Annotated in this window: 23 protein-coding genes and 1 pseudogene; 13 read left to right on the forward strand and 11 right to left on the reverse strand. The window is 63.7% G+C overall.

The genetic code is table 11. The features are described from left to right. Nucleotides 1-57: 57 nt before the first annotated feature. Complete coding sequence (locus tag BHD06_RS05575; protein ID WP_080456011.1) at nucleotides 58-1,392, reverse strand: sigma-54 dependent transcriptional regulator; 1,335 nt, start codon at nucleotides 1,390-1,392, stop codon at nucleotides 58-60. Next, on the reverse strand, nucleotides 1,389-3,122 hold the full coding sequence (locus BHD06_RS05580) for an ATP-binding protein (RefSeq protein WP_080456012.1): 1,734 nt from the start codon (nucleotides 3,120-3,122) through the stop codon (nucleotides 1,389-1,391). The genes BHD06_RS05575 and BHD06_RS05580 overlap by 4 nt, the downstream gene beginning before the upstream one ends. A 75-nt stretch (nucleotides 3,123-3,197) precedes the next feature. On the opposite strand from BHD06_RS05580, the gene BHD06_RS05585 reads away from it, so the two are divergent. Beyond that, nucleotides 3,198-3,830: a bifunctional 4-hydroxy-2-oxoglutarate aldolase/2-dehydro-3-deoxy-phosphogluconate aldolase gene (locus BHD06_RS05585; protein WP_080456013.1), complete on the forward strand. Its 633-nt coding sequence runs from the start codon at nucleotides 3,198-3,200 to the stop codon at nucleotides 3,828-3,830. A gap of 447 nt (nucleotides 3,831-4,277) precedes the next feature. Here the strand turns inward: BHD06_RS05585 and denD are convergent, their stop codons facing one another. Genes denD through BHD06_RS05600 form a run of 3 tightly spaced genes read right to left on the reverse strand, consistent with a single transcriptional unit; the run spans nucleotide 4,278 to nucleotide 7,311 of the window. After that, a complete protein-coding gene (denD, locus tag BHD06_RS05590; protein ID WP_080456014.1) occupies nucleotides 4,278-5,246 on the reverse strand; it encodes a D-erythronate dehydrogenase in 969 nt (322 codons plus the stop codon). 40 nt (nucleotides 5,247-5,286) lie between these two features. Continuing rightward, a complete protein-coding gene (locus BHD06_RS05595) occupies nucleotides 5,287-6,696 on the reverse strand; it encodes an FAD-binding oxidoreductase (RefSeq protein WP_080456015.1) in 1,410 nt (469 codons plus the stop codon). 15 nt (nucleotides 6,697-6,711) lie between these two features. Next, nucleotides 6,712-7,311, reverse strand: coding sequence for a LysE family translocator (locus BHD06_RS05600; RefSeq protein WP_080456016.1), 600 nt, complete (start codon nucleotides 7,309-7,311; stop codon nucleotides 6,712-6,714). Between the two features lie 401 nt (nucleotides 7,312-7,712). On the opposite strand from BHD06_RS05600, the gene BHD06_RS05605 reads away from it, so the two are divergent. Genes BHD06_RS05605 through BHD06_RS05620 form a run of 4 tightly spaced genes read left to right on the forward strand, consistent with a single transcriptional unit; the run spans nucleotide 7,713 to nucleotide 12,150 of the window. Then, nucleotides 7,713-9,494 (forward strand): IlvD/Edd family dehydratase, encoded by a 1,782-nt coding sequence (locus BHD06_RS05605; protein WP_080456017.1) that lies wholly within the window; start codon nucleotides 7,713-7,715, stop codon nucleotides 9,492-9,494. Between the two features lie 9 nt (nucleotides 9,495-9,503). Beyond that, entirely contained in the window at nucleotides 9,504-10,241 is a 738-nt protein-coding gene (locus tag BHD06_RS05610; RefSeq protein ID WP_080456018.1) for an SDR family oxidoreductase, read from the forward strand. A 23-nt stretch (nucleotides 10,242-10,264) separates the two neighbouring features. Next, entirely contained in the window at nucleotides 10,265-11,203 is a 939-nt protein-coding gene (locus tag BHD06_RS05615) for a 2-hydroxyacid dehydrogenase (RefSeq protein ID WP_080456019.1), read from the forward strand. After that, nucleotides 11,200-12,150, forward strand: coding sequence for an NAD(P)-dependent oxidoreductase (locus BHD06_RS05620; protein WP_254892324.1), 951 nt, complete (start codon nucleotides 11,200-11,202; stop codon nucleotides 12,148-12,150). The genes BHD06_RS05615 and BHD06_RS05620 overlap by 4 nt, the downstream gene beginning before the upstream one ends. A gap of 46 nt (nucleotides 12,151-12,196) precedes the next feature. Here the strand turns inward: BHD06_RS05620 and BHD06_RS05625 are convergent, their stop codons facing one another. Continuing rightward, nucleotides 12,197-13,042 (reverse strand): fumarylacetoacetate hydrolase family protein, encoded by an 846-nt coding sequence (locus tag BHD06_RS05625; RefSeq protein ID WP_080456020.1) that lies wholly within the window; start codon nucleotides 13,040-13,042, stop codon nucleotides 12,197-12,199. Further along, complete coding sequence (locus BHD06_RS05630; RefSeq protein WP_080456021.1) at nucleotides 13,029-13,733, reverse strand: GntR family transcriptional regulator; 705 nt, start codon at nucleotides 13,731-13,733, stop codon at nucleotides 13,029-13,031. Before BHD06_RS05630 ends, BHD06_RS05625 begins: the two co-directional genes overlap by 14 nt. A gap of 210 nt (nucleotides 13,734-13,943) precedes the next feature. Between BHD06_RS05630 and BHD06_RS05635 the strand changes: the two genes are divergently transcribed. From BHD06_RS05635 to BHD06_RS05660, 6 genes are all read left to right on the forward strand, one after another. Further along, a complete protein-coding gene (locus BHD06_RS05635; protein ID WP_080456022.1) occupies nucleotides 13,944-14,957 on the forward strand; it encodes a TRAP transporter substrate-binding protein in 1,014 nt (337 codons plus the stop codon). Between the two features lie 95 nt (nucleotides 14,958-15,052). Next, nucleotides 15,053-15,862 (forward strand): TRAP transporter small permease subunit, encoded by an 810-nt coding sequence (locus BHD06_RS05640; RefSeq protein ID WP_080456023.1) that lies wholly within the window; start codon nucleotides 15,053-15,055, stop codon nucleotides 15,860-15,862. Then, entirely contained in the window at nucleotides 15,862-17,457 is a 1,596-nt protein-coding gene (locus BHD06_RS05645; protein WP_176214287.1) for a TRAP transporter large permease subunit, read from the forward strand. Before BHD06_RS05640 ends, BHD06_RS05645 begins: the two co-directional genes overlap by 1 nt. A 54-nt stretch (nucleotides 17,458-17,511) precedes the next feature. Next, nucleotides 17,512-18,402: an NAD(P)-dependent oxidoreductase gene (locus BHD06_RS05650; protein ID WP_080456024.1), complete on the forward strand. Its 891-nt coding sequence runs from the start codon at nucleotides 17,512-17,514 to the stop codon at nucleotides 18,400-18,402. Then, entirely contained in the window at nucleotides 18,399-19,121 is a 723-nt protein-coding gene (locus BHD06_RS05655) for an SDR family oxidoreductase (RefSeq protein ID WP_080456025.1), read from the forward strand. The genes BHD06_RS05650 and BHD06_RS05655 overlap by 4 nt, the downstream gene beginning before the upstream one ends. Beyond that, nucleotides 19,121-20,017: a DMT family transporter gene (locus BHD06_RS05660; RefSeq protein ID WP_080456026.1), complete on the forward strand. Its 897-nt coding sequence runs from the start codon at nucleotides 19,121-19,123 to the stop codon at nucleotides 20,015-20,017. The genes BHD06_RS05655 and BHD06_RS05660 overlap by 1 nt, the downstream gene beginning before the upstream one ends. Before the next feature lie 27 nt (nucleotides 20,018-20,044). Here BHD06_RS05660 and BHD06_RS05665 read toward each other — a convergent pair whose 3' ends face one another. Continuing rightward, a complete protein-coding gene (locus BHD06_RS05665) occupies nucleotides 20,045-20,491 on the reverse strand; it encodes a PaaI family thioesterase (protein ID WP_080456027.1) in 447 nt (148 codons plus the stop codon). Nucleotides 20,492-20,697: 206 nt separating this feature from the next. Between BHD06_RS05665 and BHD06_RS05670 the strand changes: the two genes are divergently transcribed. After that, a complete protein-coding gene (locus BHD06_RS05670) occupies nucleotides 20,698-21,414 on the forward strand; it encodes a LytTR family DNA-binding domain-containing protein (protein WP_176214288.1) in 717 nt (238 codons plus the stop codon). Nucleotides 21,415-21,530: 116 nt separating this feature from the next. Here BHD06_RS05670 and BHD06_RS05675 read toward each other — a convergent pair. After that, nucleotides 21,531-22,182: pseudogene (locus BHD06_RS05675) on the reverse strand (cytochrome-c peroxidase); the annotation flags it as partial. 278 nt (nucleotides 22,183-22,460) lie between these two features. On the opposite strand from BHD06_RS05675, the gene BHD06_RS05680 reads away from it, so the two are divergent. Beyond that, the gene (locus BHD06_RS05680) at nucleotides 22,461-24,173 is read left to right on the forward strand and encodes a bifunctional sulfate adenylyltransferase/adenylylsulfate kinase (protein ID WP_080456029.1); all 1,713 of its coding nucleotides are present in this window, start codon (nucleotides 22,461-22,463) and stop codon (nucleotides 24,171-24,173) included. 230 nt (nucleotides 24,174-24,403) lie between these two features. Here the strand turns inward: BHD06_RS05680 and BHD06_RS05685 are convergent, their stop codons facing one another. Then, on the reverse strand, nucleotides 24,404-25,480 hold the full coding sequence (locus BHD06_RS05685) for a 5-(carboxyamino)imidazole ribonucleotide synthase (protein WP_080456030.1): 1,077 nt from the start codon (nucleotides 25,478-25,480) through the stop codon (nucleotides 24,404-24,406). Then, nucleotides 25,473-25,961: a 5-(carboxyamino)imidazole ribonucleotide mutase gene (gene purE, locus BHD06_RS05690; protein ID WP_080456031.1), complete on the reverse strand. Its 489-nt coding sequence runs from the start codon at nucleotides 25,959-25,961 to the stop codon at nucleotides 25,473-25,475. The genes BHD06_RS05685 and purE overlap by 8 nt, the downstream gene beginning before the upstream one ends. Nucleotides 25,962-25,994: the final 33 nt, after the last annotated feature.

Consider the following 25,994-nt stretch of genomic DNA (forward strand, 5'->3'; position numbering starts at 1 on the left):
GCTATGAAGAAAACCGCGCATGCCCCGGCAACCGCCCTGCGGATATCCGCAAGGTGACTACAGCAGCGCCTCCTTGTCCAGCCCCAGCTTGACGATCTTCTCATTGAGCGTGCGCCGTCCGATGCCAAGTGCCTCTGCCACCGCCTCCATCTTACCGTCATGTGCGGTGATCGCCTTGGCAATGAGTTCCCGCTCGAACGCCGCCACGGCGGCGCGCAGCGTGTCGGGCACATCATCGGCCAGCGCATCGCGGCGCAGCGCCTGCGCCATCGAGCCACCCCCGCGTCGCGCGCTCAGCGCGCGGCGTTCGCAGACGCTGCGCAATTCGCGCACATTGCCGGGCCAGTCATGCGCCAACAGGGCGGCGCTGTCCTCGGGCGTGAGGTCAGGCACGCGGGTCTCGTAGACGCGCGCGAACTCGTCCAGAAACCGCGCCGCCAGCAGCATCACGTCATCGCGCCGCTGTCGCAGGGTTGGCAGGGCAATCACCGTGGTATTCAGCCGGTACAGCAAATCGGCCCGCAGCCGCCCCTCGCGCACCGCCAGATCAGGATCCTCGTTGGTTGCCGAAATCACCCGGAACGCCAGCGGCACCGCAGCCCCGGCCCCGAGCGGCAACACCTGCTTGTCCTCGATTACCCGCAACAGCTTGGCCTGCACCGGCATCGGGCAGGAACAGATCTCGTCAAGAAACAGCGTGCCGCCACCCGCCGCCTGCAACCGTCCCTCGGCCCTGCCCTCGGCCCCGAACATCTCTGCCTCGAACCCCTCGACCGACAGCGCGGCACAATTGAGCGCCAGAAAAGGCCCCGCCGCATCGCCGCCCAGATCATGCAGCGCCCGCGCCACCAGTTCCTTGCCGGTGCCGGTTTCGCCCTGCAACATCACCGCAGCGCCGCTCTGCGACAGATCCAGCACCTCCTCGCGCAGGGCCACGGTCTCGGGCGTATGGCCCAACAGCACCCGGTCCAGCCCCGACAGCTGCAACAGCCGCGATTTCAACCGCTCGGTCGTGCGCCGCATCGCGTGCTGATCGGCGGCATGGCGCAGGATGTTCAGCAAGCGGCGCGGCTCATAGGGCTTCTCGACAAAGCTATAGGCCCCGCGCCGCATCGCATCGACCGCCATGGCGATATCGCCATGCGCCGAAATCAGCACCAAGGGCGGTGACAGATCGCGGTCGAGACTGTCCAGCAACTCCAGCCCGGACATGCCCGGCATCCGCACATCTGACAGAATCACATCCGGCTGAAACGCCTCCAGCCGGTCGGCCAGCCGCTCGGCGCGCGGTAGCGCCTCGACGCACCATTCGGACGCCTCCAGCAGGTCGATCAGCGACAGGCGCATCGCGCGGTCATCCTCGACGATAAGGATACGGGGGGTGCTGCTCATGCCACGCTCAAATCCTCTTCGATCCCCTGTTGCGGGATCTCGATCCGGAACATCGCACCACCTTGGGCAAGGTTGCCCGCGCTGAACCGGCCCTGATGCGCCTTGACGATATTCGCTGAAATCGCAAGGCCCAACCCCATGCCGCGACCGCTCTCGCGCGTGGTGACGAACGGCTCCTGCAACTCGTCGAGGCGTGCCTGCCCCAACCCATGCCCGGTGTCGCGCACCTCGACCCAGCCCGCGCCATCGTCTTGCCCCAGCGTGATATCAACCCGCCGCTCGGTACAATCCTCCACCGCATCGACAGCATTGCGCAACACATTGGTCAGCACCTGTTCCAGCCGTAACTGATTGCCGCGCACCAGCACCGGTGACCCGGGCGCATCGAACGACTTGGTGACACCCACCTTGGCAATATTCGGCTCCACCAGCGCCAGCGCCGCCTGCACCACGGCCCCCAGATCGACCGGCCCGAACTCCTCGCGGTTGTTGCGGGCAAAGAACTTGAGCTGCCGCGTGATCCCCTCCATCCGGTCGACGATCCCGGTGATCCTCGGGATCACCTTCGCCGCCGGTTGCCCGCCGATCTCGGCCGCTGTCAGGTGGTTGCGCATCGCGGCAATAGGCTGCCCCAACTCATGCGTGACCGAGGCCGCCAACTGCCCCAACGCCGCCAGACGGCTCGCACGCTCCAACTCGTCCTGCGTGCGCTTCAACCGGCGTTCGGCGGTGCGGCGCTCTTCGATCTCGACCGCCAGCCGCTCATTGGCCTCACGCAATTGCGCCTCTTCTGCCTCGGACCGGCGCAAGGCGGCCCCGATGCGCTGCGTTCGCCGCACCTGCGACACCAGAAACCCCGCACCGGCCAGAATCATCACCAGCCCGGTGAGCAACCAGCTGCGCGTCACCGCAGCACTGTCATCGGCAAAGTAATGCAGCACCCAGTCATGCGGTGCGACAGAGGCCGAGAGGTGAATCCGCTCCGTCCCGCCGATTACGGCGCGCGTCTCGGCCTTGGGTTGCCAGTAAAGCGGGTCAAGATCCTGCCCCGGAAACTGTCGGCTCTGCGCGATGCGCGCGCGCTGATCGGTACTCAGCGCACTCAGGCTGCGATAGCGCCAGTCCGGGTCTGATGACAGCAATACCACACCGTCACGATTGGCCAGAAACACCTGCTCTCCGGCCGCGCGCCAGGCCTCTTCAAGATCGGTCAGACCCAGCTTGATGGCGATCACCCCGGCCAAGCCGCCCCCGGCATCGCGCACCGCATCGGCGATGAAATAGCCGGGCAATCCCGTGGTTGCCCCGATCCCGTAGAACCGACCCTGCGCGCCGTCCCGCGCCGCGCGGAAATAGGGGCGAAAGGAATAGTCCTGCCCGACGAAGGTGCCGGGCCGTCCGGCGTTGGACGCGGCAATCGTCATCCCGTCAGGCCGCATCAGATAGATCGCATCCAGCCCCGATTGCGCCGCAAAGGCCGCCAGCCTGCGATCCAGCCGCCCGGTCGGGCCGCCCGTGGCCGTGTCGATCACATGACTGTCGCGCGCCAGCACATAGGTCAGATGGGAAAACCGCTCCAGCTCCGACAGTACGGTGCTGTGGTACAGTGACAGCCGCCCGCGCGCCTTGGCCTCTTCCTCGGATTGGAAAAAGCTGAGCGAGAGCCAGAACACGCCAATCGTCACGCAGAGCGCGGTTATGGCGGCAAGAGCGGTGGTGGTCAGTCGCATGGGAAACAGGTATCGGTATCTTTACCGGGTCACGCAAGAGAAAGCATGGCCCGGACGCACCACGCCGGAGGAGCAATGACCGACCATCTGAACCGCGCCCTGAAAAACGCCCGTGTCGTTCCGGTGATACGCCACCACGATACGAGCATCGCCGAAACCGCATGTCACCTGCTCGCCCATGAAGGCGCTCGCGTCCTCGAAATCACCATGAGCGTGCCCGGCGCGAACGGGCTCTTGCAGCGCCTTGGTGTCGCGCATCCCGATGTCATTCTCGGGGCGGGTACTGTTCTTGATGCAACGCAGGCGCAGGCGGCCATCGCCTCGGGCGCGCAGTTCATCGTCTCGCCCTGTTGGTGCGACGCTGTGGCAGCAGCCTGTCGCGCAGCACAGATCCCCTATCTGCCCGGCGCCATGACACCCGGCGAAGTGCTGCACCACGCACAGGCGGGCGCGCATGTGGTCAAGATCTTTCCCGCCGATGCCGCAGGCGGACCCGGGTTTCTGAGGGCGCTTCGGGCGGTGTTCCCCGACATCGCGCTCATGCCCACCGGCGGCATCACACCGGGTAACGCCGCTGATTACCTCGCCGCCGGGGCGCTCTGCGTCGGCATGGGCGGCAACCTGTTGCCCGCCGCCGCCCTTGAGGCGGACGACGAGGCCACGGCGCGCGATCTCATCCGCGCAGCTTTGAACGGGGCGGGCATGTGAGATATCTCACCCTAGTCGAGGCCTATGTCAGCACAGCAGCGGCTCTCGCGGTGCAGGGCTACGGTGCCATAGCCCCGATCCCCAGGCGCGCGGACGTGGAGGCGGTTCTTTCCGGGTCCTAGGTGGAGTACCTTATAGCACGCGGCGAAGGAGCGTGAGTGGCCGATTGTGTTGAAAAACGCTGCAACCTGAGAGTCGCCTCAAAATTTTGAAACAGCGTTCCTTAATGTCACCCTTGGGCAAACTGTGTTTGCGCGACGGAGCTTTCACGGGAGGATAGACTGCAGATTTGCGTCTTCTTCGCAGCAAACCAACTTTTCAATACAATCAGGCCTATTGCTATCGTTGCCGTGAGCCGCGCGGCGGCCTAACGGCCGCGTCTCGCGCAGGGGGCTTCAATCGGATTTCCCCTTCAGACAAAAATCCGCATGTCCTCTGATCCCAAAATCATCCCGCAGGCCGGTCATCCTCGATATAGGCGCGCACATTCTCTTCAAAACTGCCATCCGCCTCCAGTCCCAGCGCAAGCGCCCGGTCGGCATTTATATCGAAGCGCCAGCCCCCCACGATCTGACGCACCGCCTCTTCCGGCTGCCACGTGATCAGGCGCGCGGGCTCCGACCCGGCCACGGCCGTCATCGCGTCGATCATCTGCCGGATCGACAAGGTCCGCCCCGGCATTTGCAGAATGCGATTGCCCCCCAGATCCCCGGCGGAGATTTCCGCCACCCGGATCAGGTTCTCGACGCATTTGCGCGGGCTGAGATAATAATGCTGGAAATCCTCATCCACCGGGCAATTGGCCATCTGCCCGTTCAGCGGCTCGCGCAGGATCGAGGACATGAAGCTCGACGCCGCGCGGTTCGGCTTGCCGGGGCGGATCGAGATCGTCGGCAGGCGCACGCCACGCCCGTCGATATAACCCTTGCGCGCATAATCGTTGACCAGCAATTCGCCTATGGCCTTTTGCGTGCCATAAGAGCTTTGAGGATTGAGCAGCGAGACCTCGGTGATCGGGTCTGGCACCTCGCCACCGTAAACCGCCAAAGACGAGGTGAACACCAGCAGCGGCACACTGTCCAGCTCCCGGCACCGCTCCAATATGTTGAGCGTTCCATGCAGGTTTATCTGCATTCCCTCCTCGAACTCCTCCTCGGCATGCGAGGACACGACAGCGGCGAGGTGATAGATCACGTCCGTCTCACCGGTAACCACTTGCGCGACCGAGGCCGGATCGGTGATGTCGCAGCGCGCGGTTTTGATTGGCACCCTGGCATCCGTGATCCCGGCAGGATCGTTCACATCCGCCAGAGTGATGCACGAGATTTGCCTGCCGTCGAGCGTACCCCGTGCGACCAGTGCGCGCGCCAGCTTCTGTCCCAGAAATCCGCCGCCGCCGATGATGGTGATGTTCATGTCGCGTCCTCTTGCTGTCGTGTGGCCGGTGTTGCCCGGATCAAGCCTCGCTGCCCTCCTCGGGCGGCAGCAGCTTGCCGGGATTGAGAATGTCCTGCGGATCGAGCGCGGTCTTGATCGCTCGCATGACATCGACCGCCGCGCCGTGCTCGGCGTGCATCAGGTCGCGCTTGCCGAGGCCAATGCCGTGTTCGCCCGACACCGTCCCGCCGAGCCGCAGCGCCATGTCCGCGAGGTCATGCCCGAAACCCGAGGCGCGGGCGAGATCGGCCCGGTCGGTCGGGTCGATGCTGACGCCGCAATGGAAGTTGCCGTCGCCGACATGGCCGACGATGGTCGAGACAAGCCCGAGATCACGCGCCCGGCTCTGGGCATGGGTCACCGCATCGGCCAGCCGAGAGATCGGCACGCAAACATCGGTCACGTAGAGCTGCGTGCCAGGGCCGCCCAGTGCCTGACTGGCATAATGCGCCTTGTGCCGCATCGACCAGAGCGCGTTGCGCTCCTCGGTCCTGGTGGCCGTCTGCCACGCCTGCATGCCGAACTCTTCGGCGATGTCCGCGAAACCGCCGCTCTGCTCGGTGACGCTCGCCGGGGTGCCGGTGAATTCGAGAAAGAGATGCGGGCGCTCGGGCAGGCCGCTGTCAGAATAGAGGTTGAAGCCGCGCACCATCATCTCGTCCAGTAGCTCGATCCGGGCCATCGGCAGGCCCGATTGGATGGTTGCGATCACGCAGTTCACCGCATCCTTGACCGTCGCGAACCGGCAGGTCGCGGCCAGCACTGCCTCGGGCACGCCCTGAAGACGCAGGGTCAGTTCGGTGATGATCCCGAGCGTGCCTTCGGAGCCGATCAGCAGATGAGTGAGGTCATAGCCTGTGGAGGATTTGCGCGCCCTCGATCCAGTCCGGATGACCGTGCCATCCGCCATCACCGCCTCGAGCGCCAGCACATTCTCGCGCATCGTGCCGTGGCGCACGGCAGTGGTGCCGCTGGCGCGTGTTGCCGCCATCCCGCCGAGCGAGGCATCGGCACCGGGGTCGACTGGAAAATACAATCCAGTCGCGCGAATGTCCTCATTGAGCGCGTGCCGTGTGACGCCCGGTTGCACCACCGCATGCAGATCCTCGGCGCTGACCGTGAGCACGCGATTCATCCGGGTCATGTCGAGACTGATCCCGCCCGAAATCGCCAGATGCTGCCCCTCGAGCGCACTTGCCGCGCCACAGGCCACGACCGGGCAGCGATGCGTCTGACAGAGCTTGACGATCTCCGAGACCTCTTCGGTGGTCTCGGGATAGGCGACCGCCTCGGGCGGGGTGGGCGGATACCATGTCTCGCAGCGGCCATGCGCGTCGCGGTCGGCCGTTGTCGTGACCAGCCGGTCCCCCAGCAGGTCGCGGAGCGCGTCAATTGCGGAGGGATGGGCGGACGGGGTATCGAGGGTCATGGTGTCGGTCCTTTCTCAGCCCGTTCTCAGTGCGGTAACGGACGCCAGCACCACCACCGCCAGCATCGAAGCTGCCATCGCGGCGTTGATCCGGCGATGCGCGCGTTCCGTGAGGTTTAGCCGGTGCAGCGCCACCCCTGCCCAGAGCCAGCCGAGGTGAATGGGAATCCAGTTCAGATTCATGATGACCAGCTTGCTCGCGGTCTCGAACAGCAGGTTTCCTGGTGCGTAGGGAAAGCCCGCCATCAGCGTGGTGTTGACCGCATAGGCCTTGGGGTTGATCGCCTGCAGCAGGATCCCCGCGCCGATCCCGGGGGCGCGGCGCGCCTCGATGAACGCGATCCGCGACCCAGCCAGCGCGATCCGTGCGGCGAGATAGAGCAGGTAGAGGATCGAGGCGGCCATAAGCAGGGTGCGAATCACCGGCTCTGCCAGAAGGATTGCCGCAAGCCCCGAGATCACCGCGAGCGCGACAAGGTTGGCGCCGATGAACAGCCCGGTGACATAGGTCAGACCGGCCCGGAACCCGTAGGCCGATCCCACTCCGGCGGTGGACAAGACCCCCGGACCCGGCGTGATGATCAGGAACAGCACGGCAAGCGCGAATGTCAGCATCTGCGCGTCCTGTCCGTCGCCGTTCTGCGCGCTTGCATCCGCTCTCCCGTTCGTTCCGTGGTTGTGCCGCCTCTGGTATACCATTTGACTAGTGCCGGCATGTCCCAAAGGTCAACAGCGATTTGGACCATATCGGATGACATGCTGTTGGTTGGAGGGGCCGCCGCCACCCACCGGCCGAATCGCGGCGCACCCTTGGCGACGTCGGGCGGTCGGATCGGGCGTGACGCCATCGCCTGTGCGAGCGCTGTTTCCTGATGCCACGGCGTCAGCGGCGGGCACTGCACCGTGTATTTCAAAGGGCCCATGTTTTGGCTTGCATTTTGGTATACCAAATCCGATGCTTGCCGCAAACGCCGCGCGACAGCACTCGGGCAGGCGGACGTCTCGAGGAGGACAGCATGAGCAATACCCGCGCCAACAAGCGTTTCCGCTCGCAGGAATGGTTCGACAATCCCAACAATCCGGGCATGACCGCGCTCTATCTGGAGCGCTATCAGAACCAGACATTCACCCGCGAGGAACTGCAGAGCGGCCGGCCCGTCATCGGCATCGCCAATACCGGATCCGATCTCGCACCCTGCAACAAGATCCACATCTTCCTGATGGATCGGATCAAGGCGGGCATTCGCGACGCGGGCGGCATCCCGATGGAATTTCCGATCCACCCGATCCAGGAGACCGGCAAGCGGCCCACGGCGGCGCTTGACCGTAATCTCGCCTATCTCAGCCTGGTCGAGGTTCTGCATGGCTATCCGATCGACGGCGTAGTGCTGACCACCGGCTGTGACAAGACCACCCCGGCCCAGCTCATGGGGGCGGCGACGGTGGACCTGCCCGCGATTGCACTCAATGGCGGGCCGATGCTCGATGGCTGGTACAAGGGCAAGCGCGCGGGCTCGGGCATGGTCGTCTGGGAGGGTCGCCGCCTGCTGGCCGAGGGCAAGATCGACTACGAAGAGTTCATGGAGCGCGCCTGCGCCTCTGCCCCGTCGCTGGGGCATTGCAACACGATGGGCACTGCCTCGACGATGAACGCCATGGCAGAGGCGCTTGGCATGACGCTCACGGGATCGTCGGCCATTCCCGCGCCCTTCCGCGAGCGCATGGAGATGGCCTTTGCCACCGGCAAGCGGATCGTCGAGATGGTGCTGGAGGATCTCAAGCCCTCCGATATCCTGACGCGCGCGGCCTTCGAGAACGCGATCAAGACCAACACCGCCATCGGCGGTTCGACCAACGCGCCGCCGCATCTGCAGGCCATCGCGCGTCATGCGGGCGTGGACCTGCATGTGCAGGACTGGCAGACCGTCGGCTTCGAAGAGCCGCTTCTGGTCAACATGCAGCCCGCCGGAGTCTATCTCGGCGAGAGTTTCCACCGCGCGGGCGGTGTGCCTGCGGTGATGGGCGAACTGCACAAGGCCGGTCGTTTGCATGGCGGGGTGATGACCGTCACGGGCAAGACAATGGCCGAAAACCTCGTGGGTTGCGACAGCGTAGATCATGACGTGATCCGCCCCTATGACCGCCCGCTGCGCGAGAATGCAGGGTTCATCGTGCTCTCGGGCAATCTGTTCGACTCCGCGCTGATGAAGACCTCCGTGATCTCGCCCGACTTCCGCAAGCGGTTTCTCTCCACCCCCGGTGAGGAGGGCATCTTTGAAGGGCGGGCCGTGGTGTTCGAGGGGCCCGAAGATTACCACGACCGGATCAATGACGAGAGCCTTGGAATTGATGAAGAAACCATCCTGTTCATCCGCAATGTCGGCTGTGTCGGCTACCCCGGCGCGGCCGAGGTGGTGAATATGCAGCCGCCCGATGCGGTGCTGCGTGCCGGTGTGCATCACCTGCCCACGGTCGGCGACGGGCGGCAATCGGGCACGTCGGAAAGCCCCTCGATCCTCAACGCCTCGCCCGAATCGGTGGTCGGCGGCGGCCTGGCCTATCTTCAGACCGGCGACCGGGTGCGGCTCGACCTCAACACCGCCTCGATGGAGGCGCTGGTGGAGCAGGAGGAATGGGACCGCCGCAAGGCTGACTGGACCCCGCCCGAAATCGAGAACCAGACACCGTGGCAGGAGATCTATCGCCGCCATGTCGGGCAACTGGCCGAGGGTGGTTGTCTTGAACTGGCGACGGCCTATCAACGTGTCGCCCGCAACCTGCCGCGCGACAATCACTGAGGGGGAGCCATGGCGCAGAACATTATCATCACCGGTGCGGGCAGTGGCGTGGGACGCGCCACCGCCCGGGTCTTTCTCGATGCGGGGTGGCAGGTCGGCCTTGTCGGACGCCGCGTCGAGGCGCTCGAAGAGACGGCGGCGGCCCACGGTGCGGCGCTTGTCCTGCCCTGCGACGTGACCGACGCCGATGCGACCGAGGCGATGGTGGCGCGTGCGGCCAGAGAATGGGGCCGTGTGGACGCGCTCTTCAATAATGCCGGTGTCGCGATGAAGGGCGCACCGATAGACGAGCTGGATATCGACGAGATCCGCACCCTGATCGACGTGAATGTCATGGGGGCGTTCATCGCCGCGCGCGCCGCCTTTGCGCAGATGCGGCGGCAGGATCCGCAGGGCGGACGGATCATCAACAATGGCTCGGTCTCGGCCCATGTGCCCCGCTGGGGCTCTGCCCCCTATACCGCCTCGAAACACGCGATCACCGGGCTGACACGCACGCTCTCGCTCGACGGGCGGGCGTTCGACATCGCCTGCGGTCAGATCGATATCGGCAACGCCCTGACCGAGATGGCGCAGGCCATGACCCAGGGCGTGCCGCAGGCGGACGGATCGCTGGCGGTGGAGCCGGTGATGGATGTGACCCATGTGGCGCAATCCGTGCTGCACATGGCCTCCTTGCCGCTTGAGGCCAATGTGCAATTCATGACCGTGATGGCCAGCGCCATGCCCTATATCGGGCGCGGCTGAACATTTTTCAGGGAGATCTACACATGACCGAAACCCTCGCAATCGGAACCTTCAGCGAGGTGGACGAGACCGCCCTTGAGGACGATCTCGGCGCCCGGATCGTGGACAGCCTAGACGTCGCCGCGGCGCTGAACGAAGAGACTCGCGGCGCGGTTCGCGCCATCGCCTTCAAGGGACATACGCGCTTTGACGGGGCGTTGATGGATCTCTTTCCGGCGCTTGGTCTGATCGCAAATTACGGCGTTGGCTATGACGCGATCAACGTGGCCGATGCGCAGGCCCGCGGCATCGCGGTGACCAACACGCCCGATGTGCTCAATGACGATGTCGCCGATCTCGCGGTCGGCATGATGATCGCGCAATGCCGCCGGATGGTGCAGGGCGATCATCATGCCCGCTCCGGGGCCTGGGCCAACGGGCAGGCATTTCCGCTCAATCGCAAGATGTCGGGCGGGCGCGTGGGCATTCTCGGGCTGGGACGGATCGGACGCGAGATCGCAGACCGTCTGGCCGCGTTCAAGATGGAGCTGCACTACTGGTCGCGCAGCGAAAAGGACACGCCGGGCTGGACCTATCACGACGATCCCGCGTCCCTCGCGCGGGCGGTGGATTTCCTGGTGGTGGCCCTAGTCGGTGGTCCGGAGACCGAGAGCATGGTGTCGGCCGAGGTGCTGGATGCGCTCGGGCAGGAGGGGGTGCTGGTAAACATCTCGCGCGGCTCGACGGTGGATGAGGGCGCGTTGCTCGACCGGCTGGAGGATGGCCGCCTGGCCGGTGCCGCGCTCGACGTGTTCTGCTCCGAGCCGGAGCTCGACCCGCGCTTTGCCGCACTCGACAACGTGGTCCTGCAACCGCATCAGGGCTCGGGCACGCATGTCACGCGCGCAGCCATGGGAAAATTGCAACGCGACAACATCGCGGCCTTTATGGCGGGCAAGCCGCTTTTGACGCAGGTCGCGTGAACCGGAACAAGGAGGACAGGAATGTGACGGGTCAACCAAAAATCGGCTTTGTCGGCGTGGGCTATATGGGCCATGGCATGGCCAAGAATATTCTCAAGGGCGGCTATGACCTGATGATCAAGGGCAACCGCAACCGCGCGCCCGTCGAAAGCCTGACGGCTATGGGCGCGCGGGAGGCCGCAAGCCTCTCGGAGATGGCGGCGGCCTGTGACATCGTGTTTCTGTGCCTGTCGAACTCGCCACAGGTGGAGGCGGTGGTCAGGGGCGAGGACGGGTTGATCGCCAATGGCAAGCCGGGACTAATCGTGGTCGATACCACCACCGCAAACCCGGTCTCGACAGAGGCGCTCGCCACCGAGTTGGAGGCACGCGACATGCATATGGTCGATGCCCCGCTCGGCCGCACACCCAAGGAGGCCGAGGCCGGCACGCTCGATGCCATGGTCGGGGCCGCGCCGGAGGTGTTTGAGAGCGTCAGGCCGGTGATCGACTGCTGGGCCGGATCGGTCACGCATCTCGGGCCGGTGGGCGCGGGGCACAAGATGAAACTGGTGATGAATTTCCTCGGCACCGGCTATGCCGCGCTCTATGCCGAGGCGTTCACCATGGGGGCCAAGGTCGGGCTCGCGCCACAGCTTGTTCGCGAGGTGATCGGTGGCAGCCGCATGGGCTGCGGCTTTTTCGAGACCTACACACAATGGGTCTGCGACCGAAACCGCGAGGCGCATGTCTTCAGCCTCGATAATGCCGCCAAGGATATCGGCTATGTCTGTCTGATGGCACAGGCGGCGGGCATGGCCAATCCCATGTCTGCCACGATCCGCAACGCCTTTGCCAGTGCCGTCGCACAGGGCAAGGGGGCCGATTACATGCCGATGCTGGCCGATCACGTGGCCGCGCTGAATGGCCTCGATCTGGGTGCGGAGGTCGAGAAGGGCCGTAGCTGACGCGAGGACACGGGCCCGACGATTCGTTGTCGCCAGGCCCGGTGCCTTAGTTGGCCGCGATCACCTCCTGGCGCTGATTGCCAAGGCCCTCAATGGTCAGCTCCATCACGTCGCCCGGCTTCAGAAAGCGTTGCGGCGACATGCCGAGGCCAACACCCGAGGGCGTTCCGGTGGCGATAATGTCCCCCGCGCGCAGTAGCATGAAGTGGCTGAGATAGGACACGATCTCGGCCACGCCGAAAATCATGTCCGAGGTGTTGGAGGATTGCACCGTCTCGCCGTTGAGCGCCAGCGACAGGTCGAGCGCCTGCGGGTCGGGCACCTCGTCGGCGGTGACCAGCCAGGGGCCGATTGGCCCGAAACCGGGGGCGGATTTGCCCTTGACCCATTGCCCGCCGCGTTCGATCTGGAAGGCGCGCTCGGAGACGTCGTTGATCACGCAATATCCCGCGACGTGATCGAGCGCATCCTCCTCTGGGACGTAGAGCGTGTCACGTCCGATGATGACCCCAAGCTCGACCTCCCAGTCGGCCTTGCTCGACCCGCGCGGCAGAGGCACCGGGTCGTTGGGACCGGACAGGCAGCTTGTGACCTTCGAAAAGACGACCGGCTCCTCTGGCGCCTTGGCCCCCGTCTCGGCGGCGTGTTGGGCGTAGTTCAGCCCGATGGCGATGAAATTCGGGACCCAACTCAGGCACGGGCCAATGCGACCCGGTTCCTCGATCACCGGAAGGCTCGCGGTATTGAGCGCCGCAATCCGCGCGAGCGCGTCCTGGGATACCGCGTCGCCGGCGAAATCGGGCACCTCGCCCGACAGGTCGCGCAGTTGTCCGTCGGCATCGAGAATGGCGGGCCGTTCCGCGCCATGCGGGCCAACTCTAAGAAGTTTCATGGGTCTCCTCTTCTCCGGGCTTTTCCGGTGTCTTAGGTTGATCCCGCATTTGCGAGATCATCAGGTTCTCGAGATCCGTGAGCAGGTTCCCGAGATGGGCGTCGAACGCAGAGCAAAGCGCGGCCTTGTCGCGCGCCAGGATCGCGTCGAGGATGCCGTCATGCTGGGTCAACACGCGCTCTCGGTTCTCGCGCATGCGCGAGGTCAGGTAACGGGCATGCCACAGCCGCGCGAGATAGGCCTTGTGCGTGCGCGCAAGCGCGGCGTTGCGCGAGGCTTCGGCGATGGTGGTGTGAAAGGCCATGTCCATTTCAAAAGAGTCGATCCGCTCGGCTGTGTAGAAGGTCTCTTCCATGAGGCGTGCCGCCTCGCGAATGTGGTCGAGATCGGCCTCGGTCGCGTGGTCGCAGGCCAGTTCGCCGGAGAGCTTTTCGAGCGCCACCAGCACGACCGCCTGATCGCACAGCTCTTTCGCCGTGGGTCGGCTCACGACCGGGCTGCGCGACGGGCTGAGCACGACCAGCCCCTCCTTGGCCAGAATGCGAATCGCTTCGCGCATCGGCGTGCGGCTGACGCCCATGGCCGCCGCGTGGTCGCGTTCTTTGATCGGCGCACCGGGCACAAGCTCGCCGCGCAGGATGCTGCGGCGCAACTCGTTGGCGATGCGGTTTGCGAGCGTTGGTCCTGACATCGCAAAGAAATTCCTCGACCTGTGCGTTCCCGGGCTCTGCTAACCCGTGCCGGGCAGCGCGTCCATAATTCTCGATTTGGTATACCAAAACAAGTTGATTGTGAAATTCACTTTGTTTACCGTCCATTCCGGAATGGTATACCATTTTGGTGCAGGGCGATCCTGCAACGGAGGAAGCGGCACAGAAGCCGTGACAGGGAGGAAAGACCAATGACCTTGAAGCCACTACTCACATCTACCGCTGCCGCCGCGCTACTGGCCACAGGTGCCCTCGGGCAGGAGGTGACCCTGCGGATGCAGACCCATTACGCCACGGAGCATCCCACCGGGCAGGCGCTCGCGCGCTTCATCGACGATGTCGAGACCATGTCCGACGGCGAAATCGCGATCGAGATGTTCTATTCCTCGGCCGTCGTCGCCACGACCGAAACCTTTGACGCGGCGATCAACGGTATTCTCGACTGCGACGCTACCGGCGGGGCCTATCAGACCGGCAAGAACCCGGCCTTCCAGTTCGTCGGTGACTTCATGGGCGGCTATGACACCGCCTGGCAGCAATATTCATGGCTCTATTACGGCGGCGGTTACGAGGCGGCGCAGAACCTCTATAACGAGCACAACATGCAGTTGGTCGGCTGGTCCATTTACGGTCAGGAATCGCTGTCGTCCTCCGAACCTATCGCTGGCCCAGAGGACCTCAAGGGCTGGAAGTTCCGTTCGCCCCCTGGCATGGAGACCGAGATTTTCGAGCAACTCGGGGCCTCGCCCATCGTGATGGATTTCACCGAGATTTTCACCGCGCTCGAGACCGGGATCATCGACGGGGCGGATGCCTCGGGGCTGGCCAACAATGTCGGGCTCGGGCTTTATGATATCGTCGATCACGCCACCTATCCCGGCTTTCACTCGATGCCTTCGGACCATTTGGCCTGCAACAAGGACGTCTGGGAGGGGCTGACGGAATCGCAGCGCCGGATCATCGAGACCGCCTGGCAGAAGATGGGCTTTCACATCGCCCTCACCAATGAGCGCGCCAATGCCGAGGCTGCCGCCAAGCTGGAGGAGCAGGGCGTAACCCTGCACACCTGGTCGAATGAAGACCGCAAGGTGTTCCGCGACGCGGCGCAAGTTTCTTGGGAACGCTGGGGCGACAAGAATGAACAGGCGCGCGCCATTCTCGAGAGCCACAAGGCCTATCTGCGGCAGCTTGGGCTTCTGAACTAACTCAACCCCATGCGCAAGGCGGGCTGCCTTGGCCCGCCTTTTCCAGTTTGCAAACGGACCGGTCCATGCGGCACGGGAGTGGGAGACCTAAAATAATGAGCAAGAGTGTCTGGCTTGGCCGCGCGCGCCGACCCGTGAAACTGTCAATGATCGGGTTTTGCGGTGTCGCGCTGCTCCTCTATGTCTGGCTCGTGGCGGCGCGGCTCACCGACCCGGACACGGCCATCGGCATGCATGAGATGATTCGCCCGGAGGGCCGCCCGATGGTCAAGCTGATGCTGGCCACGCTCGCGGGGGCGCTTTTCTTCACGTCGCTCTACCTGTCGGATTTCAAGGGCGATATCGAACCCGCGCGCAAGGGGTTTTTCGACATCGTCAGCCTTGTTCTGAGCCGCGCAGCAATGATCCTCGTGGCCCTGATCGTGCTGGTGATGTTTTACGAGGTGGTCTCGCGCTACGTCTTTTCGCAACCGACGCTCTGGGCCAATGAACTCTCGCTCTGGCTGGCCGCTTTCGTGTTTCTGCTGGCCGGGCAATACGCCATGCAGCAGCGCAGCCATATCCGCATCTACGTGATCTATGACCAGATGCCGCGCTGGATGCGCAAGGCGTCGGATACGCTGTCGGTGCTGCTCATCGTCGGATTTGCCTTTGCTCTGGTCTGGGGCGGCTTCAACGACGCCGAGACGCGGTTCCTGCGGATGGAGACCTTCGGCACTGCCTGGGATCCGCCCTTGCCGGGCACCGTCAAACCGTTTCTGCTCATCGCGATCATCCTGGTGGCGGTGCAGGCGGTTTCGAACCTGATCGCCGACTGGAACCGCGAGGCGGCCGATCTGCACGCCGACGAGATCGACGAGGTCGAGATCGAATCCATCCGTCGCACCCTGGAGGACCGGGCCTGATGATCGATATCGGTACGCTCAGCCTGATCCTGCTCTTCGGCATGTTCGCGCTCTTGGCCATCGGCATGCCGCTTGGCTTTGCATCGGCCTTTCTGGCGGTGGTGACGCTGGCGCTCAAATTCGACCTCGATCTGCTGTTCGGCACCTTCGGGCGTGGGCCGCTCTCGGTGCTGGCGCAGGCGGTCTACCGGCAGATGACCAACTATGTTCTGATCTCGGTGCCGCTCTTCATCTTCATGGCGGCCCTGCTGGAGCGATCCGGCATTGCGCGCGACATGTATTCCTCGCTCAACCTATGGCTCAGCCGGACACGCGGCGGGATCGCCATCGTCACCTCGATCATGGCGGTGATCATGGCGGCGATGTCGGGTATCATCGGCGGCGAGGTGGTTCTGCTTGGCTTGATCGCGTTGCCGCAGATGCTGCGGCTTGGTTATGACCGCAACCTTGCCGTGGGCACGATCTGTGCCTCGGGCAGCCTCGGCACGATGATCCCGCCGTCGATCGTGCTGATCTTCTACGGGCTGGTGACCGAGACCTCGATCAAGGCGCTGTTCACCGCGTCGTTCCTGCCGGGCTTCATGCTGGCCTCGTTCTTTCTGATCTACATCATCGTGCGCACCAACCTGAATCCCGCACTCGCCCCGCTGCCGCCCGACGACCCGGACGATCCGAAAGGCCGGGAAAAGGGGCTGATGTTCCTCGGGTTCCTCGCGCGGATGATGGCCTGGATCAGCGGGGTTCTCACACTGCGCGCCGTGTTCTTCACGCTGATCGGCGACAACGCCGTGCGCGAGGGCACCGATCCTATTCCGCTTGGCATGGTGTCGGATCTGCCCTGGCTGTTGGGGGCCTTCGCGATCTCGCTGGCGGTGGTCTTTCTCGTGGTCGGTCGTGCGCGCACGGCCAGGGGCTGGGAGATGGGCAAGGGTCTCGTCGCGCCAATCGTGGTGATCGGCGTCGTTCTTGGATCGATCTATGGCGGCATCACCGGCATCACCGAGGCGGCGGGCATGGGGGCCATCGCGGTTTTCGTGATCGGGTTACTGCGTCGCGAGATGACCTTTGCCATCGTCTGGGACAGCCTGATGCGTACGCTGAAATCCACCGGCACGATCATCTGGGTCACGATCGGGGCCGCCGCCCTTGCCGCCGCCTACACGCTGGTCGGCGGGCCGAGTTATGTGGCCAACATGATCATCGGGGCCGAATTGCCGACCATGGGGATCATCCTGGTGATGATGGCAATCTTTCTGGTGATGGGCATGTTCATGGACTGGATCGGTATCGTACTGCTGATCATGCCGGTGTTTCTGCCCATCGTCGTCAAGCTGCCGCCTGAGGAGATCGGCTGGCTCGGGTCGGTTGATCCGCGTTATGTGCCGATCTGGTTCGGTGTAGTCTTTACGATGAACATGCAAGTGAGCTTTCTGTCGCCGCCCTTCGGCCCGGCCGCGTTCTATCTCAAATCGGTTGCCCCGCCGGATATCTCGATCACGGATATTTTCCGCGGCTTTCTGCCGTTCATCGCGTTGCAATTGCTGGCGCTGTCGGTTCTGTTGGTCTGGCCGCCGATTGTCACGCTGTTTCTCTAACCCGAAATCGACCGGCGGACAGGATGCCACGCCGGTCCACGAAAGGAGGCTCGCATGAGCAAGCAAACCATCGGATTCATCGGCCTCGGCCTGATGGGCCGGGCCATGGTCGAATGCCTGCAAAAGGACGGTTATCCGGTCGTCGTGCTGGGCCATCGCGACCGCAGCGGCGTTGAGGCGGCGGTGTCACGTGGCGGGCAGGAGGCGCAATCGGCGCGCGATCTGGCGGAGCGGTCGGATATCGTCATGCTCTGCGTCGGCACATCGGATCAGGTGGAATCGCGCATCCTCGGCGCGGGTGGCGTGTTGGAGGGGACCGCCGCCGGGCAGGTGGTGATCGATTTCGGCACCTCGCTACCGGACTCGACCCTCAAGATCGGTGCCGCACTCGCCGAAAAAGGGGCGACATATCTCGACGCGCCGCTCGGTCGCACGCCATCCCATGCCAAGGAGGGAAAGCTCAACATCATGTGCGCGGGCGACAAGGCCGCCTATGACCGGGTCAAGCCGATCCTCGACACGCTTGGCGAGAATGTCTTTCACCTCGGCAAGCTGGGCAATGGGCACACCATCAAGCTGATCAACAATTTCTTTGCGATGACAACGGCCTGTGCCTTGTCCGAGGCCTTCGCCCTTGCCGATGCGGCAGGAATAGATCGCGACGCGCTGCATGGGGTGATGGCGGCCGGGCCGCTCCATTCAGGGATGATGGATTTCATCCGAAACTACGCGGTCGAGGGCAAGGTCGATCTGGCCTTCTCGGTGGCCAACGCCGCCAAGGATGTCGGGTATTACCGGCAGATGGCCGACGCGCTCGGCCTCGACAGCGCGATGTCGGGGGCGGCGGATGCCACCTTGCGGCGCGCGCGCGATGGCGGCGAGGGCGATCTGATGGTGCCCGAGATGGTCGATTGGATGACACGAAACCTGGAGAAGAAAACATGAGATTGCAGGGCAAACGCGCCTTTATCACCGCCGCCGGTCAGGGCATCGGCCGAGCAATTGCCGAGGCCTATATCCGCGAGGGGGCGCAGGTCACGGCGACCGACCTCAAGGCTGACCTGCTGAACGGGCTGGAGGCCGAGACTTTCGCGCTCGACGTGACCGACAAGGTGGCGCTGCAAGACGCGATCCGCACTGCGGCGCCCGATATCCTGGTGAATTGCGCGGGGTTCGTGCATGCCGGAACGCTGCTAGAGGCCAGCGATGACGAGTTCGATTTCGCCATGACCCTAAACGTGAAATCGCAGTTCCACGCCATGCAGGCCGCCGTGCCGGGCATGCTGGAGCGTGGCGGTGGTTCGATCGTCAACATCGCCTCGGTGGTCGCCTCGATCATCGGCGCGCCGGGGCGCTGCATCTACGGCACCTCGAAGGCGGCGATCATCGGGCTGACCAAATCGGTGGCGGTCGATTACGTGACCAAGGGCGTGCGGGTGAACTGCATCTGCCCGGGCACCGTCGAAAGCCCGAGCCTGCAGGACCGGCTGAGCGCCACCGGGGATTACGAGGCCGCGCGCGCCGCGTTTGTCGCACGTCAACCGATGGGCCGGATCGGACAGCCCGAGGAGATCGCGCATCTCGCGGTCTATCTGGGCTCGGACGACTCGAGCTTCACGACCGGGCAGGCGCATGTGATCGACGGTGGCTGGGCCGCCGCCTGATGCGTGTGGGCCAGCCGAACGACGCTGTTGCCCAACGCGAGAACCGCATGGGCCTGGGCGTGGCGATGATGGCGTTGGCCGTGCTGTTCTTCACCTGCATCGACACCTCGGCCAAGTGGCTGGTGACCGCCGGTCATGCCGCGATCCAGGTGGTGTTCGTGCGCTATGCGGTGCATTTCCTGCTGGCGCTTGCCCTGTTCCTGCCCCGCGAAGGCCGGTCCGCGCTGCGATCCAATGCGCCGGGGCGGCAATTGCTGCGCTCGTCCTGTCTGTTCGGCAGCACGATCTGCAATTTCACCTCTTTGCAATTCCTGCCGATCACGGTCACCACGACGATCATGTTCGCCGGTCCGATTGCAGTGACGGTCCTGGCGATACCGATTCTGGGGGAACGGGTCGGCTTGCACCGGTTCGCGGCAGTGTGTACCGGCTTCGTCGGCGTGCTGGTGGTGATGCAGCCCTGGGGGGCCGAGTTTCACCCGGCCATGCTGTTGAACCTTGCCGCGATGACCCTCGCGGCGCTCTATTTCATCATGACCCGCATGCTGGCCGGGACCGAGAGCAACGCTACCAGCCAGTTATGGGCCTCGGGGCTGGCGACGGTTTGTCTCGCGCCCTTCGCGGCGCGGGTCTGGCAATGGCCGCCGACGGCCATTGACTGGGCGCCGTTTCTCTTGATCGGCATATTCGGCGGGGTCGGTCATATTTCCGCCACCTACGCGCATCGCATGGCGGATGCCTCGATCCTGGCCCCGATTGTCTATATCCAGATCGTTCTCGCGGCGGTGGCAAGCATCGTCGTTTTCGAGGTCTATCCCACGGTCTGGACATTGGGAGGGGGGCTGATCATCGCCGGGGCCGGGCTCTATATCTGGTGGCGCGAGCGGCGTCGTTGACGGGTCATCCCGGGATACCAGCACACATCACGACAGGTTGGGCGCAAGGGGTATCATCGTGCCGGTCAGTAGCGCCACATGGGTTTCGCGGCCCTCGTCGAGCGCATGGACATCCGCCTGCACGATGACCAGCCGTCGACCCGCCTTGATCACCCGCCCGCGCGCGATCAGCCGTTCGCCCAGTGCCGGTGCCAGCAGGTTGATCTTCATTTCGGTGGTCAACACCTCGAACCCCTCCGGCATCACGCTGAGCCCTGCATAGCCCGCTGCGCTGTCACCAATGGCGAATGTCAGGCCTGCGTGGGCGTAGCCGTGCTGCTGGCGGCTGCCCGGCAGGATCGGCGCTTCGATGCGCGCATGCCCGGCCGAGAGGTCTTCCAGCGTCGCGCCGAGCGTTGCCATCATCGCCTGCGCATGAAAGCTCTGTCGGATTCGCGCCTCTATGTCGGGGGATAGCTTGGTTGAATTTCCCATTTTGCCCTCGCGCTGTTCATGTCACGGTAAAGTTCCCGGCATGTGACTTGCCACCTTGGATTAGATGTATCTCACTGATAAATGCACGTTTAACGATTAAGAGTAAGGGTTTTGGTTTGTATTGGTCTGAGTTTAGCCGACATATGGCAGAGACGCGGGACGGCCTGCTTTCTCCATTAACACTGTCTATTTGGGTTTCGGTTTGCGTGATCGCGGTGGTTGCAGGGCCTTTCGGCACCTATGACACGATGATGTGGCCTACGCGCCTCGCCTATTGGGGCCTTGTGGCGAGCATCGGTATTCTGATCGGCAGCGTTGCCCGGGCGATCAAGAAGACCGTCTGTGTCAGGCCGCACCCGGCGGTTTTCGATGCGGTTGTGAGCCTACTGACAAGCCTGTTTCTCGCCCCGGCGATCTGGCTCCTGCGGGGCACGCTCGATCCGCAAATCAGCCGTGTGGACCTGAGCCTGTTCAGTATCTCTCTCAACACCGTTATCGTTGTTGGCTCGGTTTTCGTCCTGCGCCGTCTGTTCGGGTTGGAACAGCCGGCCAGCTATGCTGTCTCCGCTCGCGTGTCCAAGGTGCCGCTGACCCGGTTGCATCGCCGTCTCTCGGACTGGCCCGATGCCGAAATTATGCGCCTGTCCGCCAATGATCATTTTGTCGAAGTGGCCACGTCGCACGGCACGGAGACGGTGCGGCTGCGACTGGGCGACGCGATCGACGAGATGGAGCCGGTCAAGGGCTTCTGCACGCATCGCTCGCACTGGGTGGCGCTTTGTGCGATTGAGCGTGTCGAACGAGACGGCGCGCGGCTATTTGTTTCGCTGCGCAATGGCGACCGGGTGCCCGTCAGCCGCAAGTATCGCCCCAGACTGGAACAGGCAGGCCTCATCGACAGGGCAGACGGGCAGGGCGGCTGACCCGGAGCGTTGGCTTCGGGGCAGTAGCCTGACGCGGGTTTAAGGCACTTGTTTCCGCTCACCCGCCCGTCTCTTGGTCTCAACTATTGGACATCGCCCGTGGGCCGGGGTGTCTGCTACGTCTCGGCGGGCAGCACCGGGTAGATCACTTTGGGCATCCTGCCGATGAGCGCCCCGAGAAGGGCGGCGATCTGATCGGTCTCCTGATCGTTGATCCTGGTGCCGAGCTGTGAGGTGCCCATGATCTGCACCGCGACCTTGAGATCCCGGACCTTGCCGGAGTGGAAACGGGGCGCAGTCTGGTCGATGTTGCGCAGCGGTGCGGCGCGGAACACGTAGGAATTATCCGCCGTCTCGGTCACTGTAACACGGCCCCGATCATCGGGCGGCAGCACATCGGCCCCTGGTTTCTTGATCAGGCCGATGGGATCGTAGTCATTGCCTCCGAGGTTGACGCTGTTGTGGCAAGCCGAACCGCCCTTGTCCATGAACAGTTCCAGCCCGACCGCCTGCTCGTCCGAGAGTGCGCCATCGTCACAGTTGAGCCATGCGGCGCAGGGGTTGTCAACGTAGCCTCGAGCGCCTTGGAGAGTTGCGAGGGCTTTTTTGCCGGGCATGGCCGATCGAGGTCTGCATGTTGTCGTCGCCATCGGTGGCGAGGTTGCGGCACGAGTTGCAGGAGAACACGCCCGAGGCCGACATCCACAGATCAAAGCACAGCGCCTTGCCGAGAATGAAGGTTTGGGGAAGTGTCACGGAGTTACTCTTAGACTCCGTGGGTTCGCGCGTTTGAAATCAGTCTAAACGATCTCAAGGGAGGCATGCCTGGTCTGGCTCAGTGCCCGCCTGCGAACGAGATCCATCGCCGACGATCTTGCGGTAACTGCGGCTGCCGTTCCAATCCGGCGGGTTCTCGCGTCATTTTTGTCTCATTTCTCGGAACAAACAGGTTATGCCTTGAAGTTTTTGCCTCAGCAGGTCTAAAGCGCCCCCAGACCCGTTGCTCCGCAACATCATTGAAATCCGCAAATTACCCGAGGCTCACGATGCAACTACCCAACCTTGCCCCTGTTCCCGAACTCTATGTCTCTTATGAGAGCGCGCAGAAACTCAAGGTCGAGGCTGCTGACCTGACCAGCTGGGATCTGAGCCTGCGGCAGATCTGCGATCTGGAACTGTTGATGAACGGCGGTTTCAACCCACTCAAAGGGTTCATGAGCGAAGCGAATTATGACAGCGTCGTTGAGAAAATGCGGCTCACGGATGGCACGCTCTGGCCGATGCCGATCACGTTGGACGTCAGCGAGTCATTTGCCGATAGCATCGAGATCGGGCAGGATATTGCGCTGCGCGATCAGGAGGGCGTGATCCTCGGAACGATGACAGTGACCGACCGCTGGACACCCGACAAGGCGCGTGAGGCGGCACATGTGTTCGGGGCCGATGACAGCGCGCATCCGGCGGTGAACTATCTGCATAACACGGCCGGCAAGGTCTATCTCGGCGGGCCGGTAACCGGTATCCAGCAGCCGGTGCATTACGATTTCCGCGGCCGTCGCGACACGCCTAACGAATTGCGCGCGCTCTTTCGCAAGCTGGGTTGGCGCCGTGTGGTGGCTTTTCAGACCCGCAACCCGCTGCACCGCGCGCATCAGGAACTGACCTTCCGCGCCGCCAAGGAGGCGCAGGCCAACCTGCTGATCCATCCCGTCGTCGGCATGACCAAACCGGGCGATGTCGATCACTTTACGCGCGTGCGCTGCTATGAGGCGGTACTCGACAAGTACCCGGCTTCGACCACGACGATGAGCCTGCTCAATCTGGCGATGCGCATGGCCGGCCCGCGCGAGGCCGTTTGGCATGGCCTGATCCGCAAGAACCACGGCTGTACCCATTTCATCGTTGGACGAGACCACGCGGGCCCCGGCAAGAACTCGGCCGGAGAGGATTTCTACGGGCCCTACGATGCGCAGGATCTCTTCCGTAAGCATCAGGAGGAAATCGGCATCGAGATGGTCGATTTCAAACACATGGTCTACGTGCAGGAGCGTGCCCAGTACGAGGCCATTGACGAGATTGAGGACAAGGATGACGTGACCATCCTCAACATCTCGGGCACCGAACTCCGCCGCCGCCTTCAGGAAGGGCTGGAAATCCCCGACTGGTTCTCCTTCCCCGAGGTGGTGACCGAGTTGCGCCGCACCCGTCCGCCGCGCAGCGAGCAGGGCTTTACCGTGTTCTTCACCGGCTTCTCGGGGTCGGGGAAGTCGACCATTGCCAACGCGCTCATGGTCAAATTGATGGAGATGGGCGGTCGTCCGGTGACGCTGCTCGACGGCGATATCGTGCGCAAGAACCTCAGCTCCGAGCTCGGCTTTTCCAAGGAGCACCGCGATCTCAACATCCGCCGCATTGGCTATGTGGCGAGCGAGATCACCAAGAATGGCGGCATCGCCATTTGCGCGCCGATCGCCCCCTACTCCACCACGCGCCGTGCCGTGCGCGAGGAGGTCGAGCAGTTCGGTGCCTTCATCGAGGTTCACGTGGCCACCACGCTCGAGGAATGTGAGCGCCGGGACCGCAAGGGGCTCTACAAACTGGCACGCGAAGGCAAGATCAAGGAATTCACCGGGATTTCCGACCCTTACGATGTGCCCGAAAACCCGGAACTGCGGGTCGAGACCGAGAATGTCGATGTCGACAACTGCGCGCATCAGGTCATTCTGAAGCTCGAGTCGATGGGCCTGATCGCGGGTTGACACCGCGCCGCTGTCCTGAGCGAAAGCAGGGCCGCCCTTGATGGGGCGGCCCTTTTCGGTTGAAACGCGACCATATACACGATTTTTCTTACCTTGATCCCGCCGCGTTACGCGCGCCTTGGTCCGGTGCTTGAAAACCTTCTGGCGCAGCGGCCCGCGCCGAACCGGGTGATCCTCTGTCTGTCCGAGCGAGCCGCGCTTCGGCCTGTGGCCATCGCTCGACAGCGGTCTCAGCGTGACGAGGGCTTCACCCGGTTCACATGGCCCATCTTGCGGCCCGGCTTGACCTCGGCCTTGCCATAGAGGTGGATCGCTGCACCGGCCTCTTGTCTGATCTGCGGCAGGCGGTCCATGTCACCGCCGATGAGGTTCTCCATCACCACATCGGCATAGCGCGATCCGTCTCCAAGCGGCCAGCCTGCCACCGCGCGGATATGCTGTTCGAACTGGTCGATGGCGCAGCCGGATTGCGTCCAGTGCCCCGAATTATGCACGCGCGGCGCGATCTCGTTGACCACCAGCCCCTTCGGCGTGACGAACAGCTCAACCCCCATGACGCCCACATATTTCAGCGCGTTGAGTATTTTCGCGGCCAGTAGCACCGCATCGGTGCGTTGCGCCGCGGTAAGACGCGCGGGCACCGTGGTGGTGCGCAGGATGCCGGCCTCGTGCACGTTCTCGCCGGGATCGTAACAGGCCACGTCACCGGTAGCGTTGCGCGCGGCGATGACCGAGACTTCGTGGCTGAAGTCGACAAACCCCTCGTAGATCGCCTCGGCTCCGTTCATCCCGGCCAGCGCCTGCGCGGCGTCCTCGCGGGTCATTATCCGCGCCTGCCCCTTGCCGTCATAGCCCAAACGGCGGGTCTTGAGGATGGCGGGCGTGCCGATCTCGGCCATGGCTTCGGCCAGATCTTCGGCATCATCGACAGCTGCAAAGGGCGCGGTTACCAGCCCCAACTCCGACAGGAACGCCTTTTCGGTGAGCCTGTCTTGGCTGGCCTTGAGGGCGCGGCGACCAGGGTGGACGGGTTTGATCCGCTCGAGCACATTAAGGGCTGATGCGGGGATGTTTTCGAATTCGTAGGTGATGACATCGACGCTCTCGGCAAAGCGGCGCAGCGCGTCTTCGTCGGTATACTCGGCCTTGAAATGAAAGTTCGACACATGGCTCGCCGGACAGTCGCCGCCCGGCTCGAAGATGCAGGTCTTGAACCCAAGACGTGCTGCGGCGACCGACAGCATGCGGCCCAACTGGCCGCCGCCCAGAATACCTATGGTCGCACCGGGAGAGAGGGGGTCAGTCATCGCTAGGCTCTTCTGGAATGGAGGCTGAAAGCGCGGCGCGCCAATCATCAAGGCGCTGCGCGAGGGCGGCATCGGAATTGGCAAGGATCGCCGCGGCCATCAGCCCGGCATTGGCGGCCCCCGCCGCGCCGATCGCCATGGTCGCCACTGGAAAGCCCTTTGGCATCTGCACGATGGAATAAAGGCTATCGACGCCTGCGAGCGCGCGGGTCTGCACCGGCACTCCGATCACCGGCACGCGGGTCTTGGACGCCATCATACCAGGCAGATGCGCCGCCCCGCCCGCACCCGCGATGATCACCTGCAAGCCGCGCTCAACGGCGGTTTTTCCGTAGTTCCACAGCCGGTCCGGCGTGCGATGCGCCGAGACGATGCGTGTCTCATAGCTCACGCCCAATTCATCTAGGATAGCTGCGGCCTCGCGCATGGTTGGCCAGTCGGATTGACTGCCCATGATGATGCCGATTTTCACGCCTGTCATGTCACGCCTCACGTTTTGAAGCGCGCACTATAC

Source organism: Roseovarius sp. A-2, assembly GCF_002072155.1.
Lineage (GTDB): Bacteria > Pseudomonadota > Alphaproteobacteria > Rhodobacterales > Rhodobacteraceae > Roseovarius.